The organism is Okeania sp. SIO2B9, assembly GCF_010672505.1.
GTDB classification, from domain to species: Bacteria; Cyanobacteriota; Cyanobacteriia; order Cyanobacteriales; family Microcoleaceae; genus Okeania; species Okeania hirsuta.
In genome coordinates, this window is record NZ_JAAHGK010000506.1 from 1 (window position 1) to 4971 (window position 4971).

A 4971-nucleotide genomic window follows, 5' to 3' on the forward strand; every position below is an offset into this window, starting at 1 on the left:
CAGGAAATTAGAAGAGCATATCGAGAACTAAGTAAGCGCTATCATCCAGATACTACAGATATGCCGAAGGCGATCGCTACTGTAAAATTCCAGCAAATTAATGAAGCTTATGCTACTCTCGTGAACTCAGAAAAAAGATTAGAGTACGACCAAAAAATTAGGCGCTTATATGTAGATGATTTGAGTCAAAGAGTTAATTTTAATTATAGAAATTCCTCTGCCTACTTAGACCCTCAAGACAGACCATTATCTGCTGGTGAATTATTTGCTTTATTGATTATAGGTATAACTTTAATTAGTTGTTTGTTGATAGCTATTACTATTGGCCTCATACGTCCAGAGGTAACTATCCAACCTATTGAACCACCAGGAAATCAATTCATAGAAATCAAATACTCATTATAGCTTTATTGATTTGATCAAAATAGTTATATATAAATATTTAAGATTTGATTAATTTCTATGATATTATTTTAAAAATTATTGGAAAAAGTAAATATATTATATGTTCTAGAATTGACGCAACTGAATTACTGGAAGTCTTTGTAAGTTATTAAAATTATTATTAAGTCTAGATATTTTTTGTTTGTAGATACAAAAAAATGGATACTCCCAAACCAGACACTCCTTTATATAACCACCCTCTGCCCAAAATTGAAGAATGGCTCCAAGAAAATGGTTGCCAACAAAATTCTGAAAAATTACATTGTTGGTGGGTTGAAAAACCTACCTGGAAAGCAGAATTATCACTTGATATCGATCAACTTACGGTGCGGTATGTAGACGCTAGTGATAATGGTGATGATATTCAACGCTCCTTTAAATATTCTTTGAGTCGTCAAGACCTTGAAGAAGCAATTTTTTGTGGGCCTTAGTTAAAGATAACTCCAGCCAACAAAATTGAACTTACGAATCAAAAATATTAGCTTTCTGTATTGCGTAAATAGATTTTCGTATCATATTTTACCAAATCTGCGTTGACGTTTTTGATAAGCAAATAAGGCATGATGAAATTCAGAGCGGTTAAAGTCAGGCCAAAATGTTTCAGTAACATAGATTTCCGAATAAGCCATTTGCCATAATAAAAAATTACTAATTCTCATTTCCCCACTGGTACGAATTAATAAATCTGGATGAGAAATTCCAGCAGTATAAAGATATTGCTCAAATAACCCTTCATTAATTTCTTCTGGTTTGAGTAAACCTTTTTGTACCTGAGAGGCGATCGCTTGACAAGCATGTACAATCTCCTGACGTCCTCCATAATTAGTAGCTACAGTAAACTTAATCCCCTGATTTTGCTGAGTCATTTCCATTGAATGTTTAATCTCAGCTTGTAAAGATAGAGGTAAAGAACTTAGATTACCAACAAATCTAATTTGAACATCTTCTGCCACCATTTCCTGTAGCTCTTGACGTAAAATTCTTTCAAATAAACTCATCAAAAAATTAACTTCCTCTAGTGGCCTGCCCCAATTTTCACTAGAGAATGCGTAAGCAGTTAATGCTTCTATACCCCAATCTTTACTACACTGTAATAAGGCTTTCAGCGCTTCCACCCCACGCCTATGACCCATAATTCGAGGTAAACCCCTGCGTCCTGCCCAGCGGCCATTACCATCCATAATTACAGCTACGTGGCGAGGCAACTTTTCTGGTTCTAGGTCAACAGGTAAATCTTGTAAGCAAGTTCCTTGATTCATCTTTTCTTTCGAGGAGCTGGTGGACTTTGACGAAGCATACATGACATTAATCTCGATCCTTTTGTTCCTATTTGAACTCCAAGATTAAGTATGGTGAATGGTTTTGTATTTTTTTCACTACCTGATAGAAATAGGCGTTGTTCTAATAATTCCTTAAGTTTATTACTGGTTAAGGGTCGATTTAAAGTCCCTTTTTCAGCCAGAGATATAGAACCAGTTTCTTCAGACACCACTACGCAGAGGCACTTTTCTACTTGTTCTGTAATTCCCATAGCTGCTCTATGACGAGTCCCTAATTGCCTGGAAGCTATTCTTTCAGACAATGGTAGAATCACACCAGCTGATATAACTTTATGTTCTCTAATTAGGACTGCGCCATCATGTAATAAAGTTTTTGGCTGAAATATGGTCTGTAATAGTTCCTTAGAAAGTTCAGCGTTTAACTTCACACCAGGCACAGAAAAATCTCTCTCATCTATAGGCCCATCTGTTTCTATGATTAACAAAGCGCCTATACGATTTTGAGACAGTTGTTTGATTGATTCTACTATTTCATCAATAATGCTATCTGATTCAGGTAAAACTCTACGATTATGTCCAAACATTTGCAGAATTTCTCCCTGTCCCAACTGCTCAAGAAACCTACGGAATTCTGATTGTAATATTACTGCCATGGAAACAGCAGAACCTATGACTAAACTGTTGAGGGCAAAACTTAAAAGCTTTAATCCAGCCCAATGACTTAAGGCCGAAGCCAACATTAAGACTATAAACCCTCTTACCATCCATAGTGTACGACGTTCCCCTATGATGACAAGCACCATATATATCAAGGCTAGAACCAGTCCGATATCAATACTATGTACTAATAAGGACTTCATCAAGCCTGGGTCATTACTAAGACCCGATTTCATTGAACTTTAATTATTAATCTAACGTCAACTTTTGATGTTTTTTTATTTAACATTGGTGTCATCACCAGCAAAGAGCATTTATTCTCTTACGTAATGTAAATAATTAATTATCAATATCAATGAACAATAAGTTTGATCATCCACTGTTAATTGGACATTTTTTAGCATTAGTAGCTTTGCAGAATACATATAGATGCTATACTCTTTTATCTACTATAGTATAAGCATCTTGATGCAAATTCTAGTTCACTAACTTATAGTTACATCTGTCTCACCTCCCCTTAGTCTTAACTATTCCTTATAGCATCATTTTTGCTTAGTAACAAATTATGCCAACGCCAGAATTTGCTTTTGAGTTATCAGTAGACATGGAACTTATTGCCAAATTAGGTTAAAAATCAAATTTCTGTATCTATAGTAAGTTATAAGACATACAACAGTTTGATTTTTTCATCTTGCTATTGTTAGCTTTTTTGCATTGGAATCAAATACTATGATTGTTCTATAGCTATTAGTTCTGGTAAAACATCGTGACTGAGTAAATCTTGGTAAGTTTCCCTTTGTAATATTACATTTACTTCGTCATTGCTAACTAAAACTCCTGCTGGACGTGGTAGACGATTGTAGTTAGAAGCCATGCTATAGTTATACGCACCAGTAGCCATTACTACCAAGCAATCTCCTGGTTGAGTTACGGGTAACATGGCATTTTTAACTAGAATGTCACCAGATTCACAATGTTTACCAGCAACGGTAACTGTTTCTGTTACAGGTTCAGAGAATTTATTAGCTACAACCACTCGATAAAGAGATTGATAGGTGATTGGACGAGGATTATCTGACATTCCCCCATCTACTGATATATAAGTCCTAATTTCTGGAACTTGTTTTTGAGCACCAATTGTATAAGCTGTTACACAAGCCTGGCTAATAATTGAACGTCCAGGTTCGCATAATAGTTTTGGTAAAGGTAATTGTCTAGCTTGGCAAGCATCTACCATTGCCTTACTGATATTGTGAACCCAAGTTTCAATACTAGGAGGGTCATCTGCTTCAGTATAACGGATTCCTAAACCACCACCCATATTAATTTCTGTGACTGATAGATTATGTGCCATGGCAGTTGTCATTGCATCTACCATTACACTTGCTAAATCTTGATGGGGCTGAACTTCAAAAATTTGGGAACCTATATGAGCATGAATTCCTATAAATGATAGTTTTTGTTGTTGACTTATGAAGCTAAAAACATCATTTAATTGGTTAGGGTCAAATCCAAATTTACTATCTAGATGACCTGTACGAATGTATTCGTGGGTATGACATTCAATACCAGGTGTAAACCTCACCATTATTTTTGTGGGATTTTCTAGTGCTTCTGTTTGTTCGTTTTTTAAATCGGCTAATGTTTTTAATTCTAGCCAATTGTCGATAACAATTACACAATCTGTTTCGACCGCTAAACTTAATTCTGCAAGAGATTTATTATTGCCATGTAAGTATATTTTCTCTGGATTAATACCTGCTTGGATAGCTGTGTATAATTCACCTCCAGATACAACGTCTATACCTAAACCTTCAGAACCACAAATAGCACATACTGCTAGACAGCTCCAAGCTTTAGAAGCATAAAGAACCAAAGATTCTCCAGGGTAGTACTGTTTAAGTGCATCTCGATATTGACGACAAGCTGTTCTGAGAGTATATTCGTCCAATATATATAGAGGTGAGCCAAATTTCTCGACCAGTGCTGGGACATCCCAGCCACCGATTTCTAAGTGGTCTAGATTGTTAACTTTGGCAGTGAGTGGTAAAAGTTCCTGATTTGGTGAACTTTCCATTTTTGGCAAATACTGAAGTCCAGAATTTGCGGATATTACAGGTTGAGTTGATACCATAAGTGTTGTACAGAGTTATACTCTAGTAGTCTAATTTAATAATATAGAAGTTATTTCACTTTTTGACACTCCCCGCGATGAATTGACGGAGATTCTTCGTTCTATGACCAGACTTGCTGAGACAAGATTTCTCCTACCCCAGTAGAGGAGAAGTCTCCCAAAGTGTTTGACTGGATGAGCCTGGTTTCTGTGTGCCCCACAGTACCAAGGGCGATATTCAGAATGTTGATAGCTGTATTGTGGTCTCGGTCCAGAACACATCCACATTGACAAAGATGAGTTCTAGTTGATAGTGATTTCTTGACCGTGGTTCCACAGTTTAAACAATTTTGGCTAGTATAAGCTGGGTTGACTGCAACAGTGGCTTTACCGAATCTATGGCCAAAATACTCTAACCATTCTTGATGCAATCGCTCATGGGGGAAACCCTCAAGACCGCGCTGCATCAAGAATGGA

6 protein-coding genes are annotated in these 4971 nt (G+C 36.4%); 2 read left to right on the top strand and 4 right to left on the bottom strand.

Going from position 1 to position 4971, the window contains the following annotated elements:
- Positions 1-405: J domain-containing protein (locus F6K13_RS17860; RefSeq protein ID WP_287287931.1), on the top strand; the 405-nt coding region annotated here is incomplete at its 5' end.
- Between the two features lie 197 nt (positions 406-602).
- A complete protein-coding gene (locus F6K13_RS17865; RefSeq protein WP_124145553.1) occupies positions 603-875 on the top strand; it encodes a DUF3143 domain-containing protein in 273 nt (90 codons plus the stop codon).
- Positions 876-956: 81 nt separating this feature from the next.
- Here F6K13_RS17865 and F6K13_RS17870 read toward each other — a convergent pair whose 3' ends face one another.
- The 4 genes from F6K13_RS17870 to F6K13_RS17885 form a co-directional block, all read right to left on the bottom strand.
- On the bottom strand, positions 957-1703 hold the full coding sequence (locus tag F6K13_RS17870) for an isoprenyl transferase (RefSeq protein ID WP_287287932.1): 747 nt from the start codon (positions 1701-1703) through the stop codon (positions 957-959).
- Positions 1700-2617 (bottom strand): diadenylate cyclase CdaA, encoded by a 918-nt coding sequence (gene cdaA, locus F6K13_RS17875; protein ID WP_124145551.1) that lies wholly within the window; start codon positions 2615-2617, stop codon positions 1700-1702. The genes F6K13_RS17870 and cdaA overlap by 4 nt, the downstream gene beginning before the upstream one ends.
- A gap of 491 nt (positions 2618-3108) precedes the next feature.
- A complete protein-coding gene (gene lysA, locus F6K13_RS17880) occupies positions 3109-4515 on the bottom strand; it encodes a diaminopimelate decarboxylase (RefSeq protein WP_287287933.1) in 1407 nt (468 codons plus the stop codon).
- A gap of 101 nt (positions 4516-4616) precedes the next feature.
- Positions 4617-4971, bottom strand: a 355-nt coding sequence (locus F6K13_RS17885; protein ID WP_287287934.1) for a transposase, incomplete at its 5' end; no start/stop codon positions are given.

Excerpts from the sequence above, each read along its gene's own strand:
- F6K13_RS17870 (WP_287287932.1), bottom strand. The coding sequence starts at position 1,703 with ATGAATCAAGGAACTTGCTTACAAGATTTACCTGTTGACCTAGAACCA.
- cdaA (WP_124145551.1), bottom strand. The coding sequence starts at position 2,617 with ATGAAATCGGGTCTTAGTAATGACCCAGGCTTGATGAAGTCCTTATTA.
- F6K13_RS17865 (WP_124145553.1), top strand. The coding sequence starts at position 603 with ATGGATACTCCCAAACCAGACACTCCTTTATATAACCACCCTCTGCCC.
- lysA (WP_287287933.1), bottom strand. The coding sequence starts at position 4,515 with ATGGTATCAACTCAACCTGTAATATCCGCAAATTCTGGACTTCAGTAT.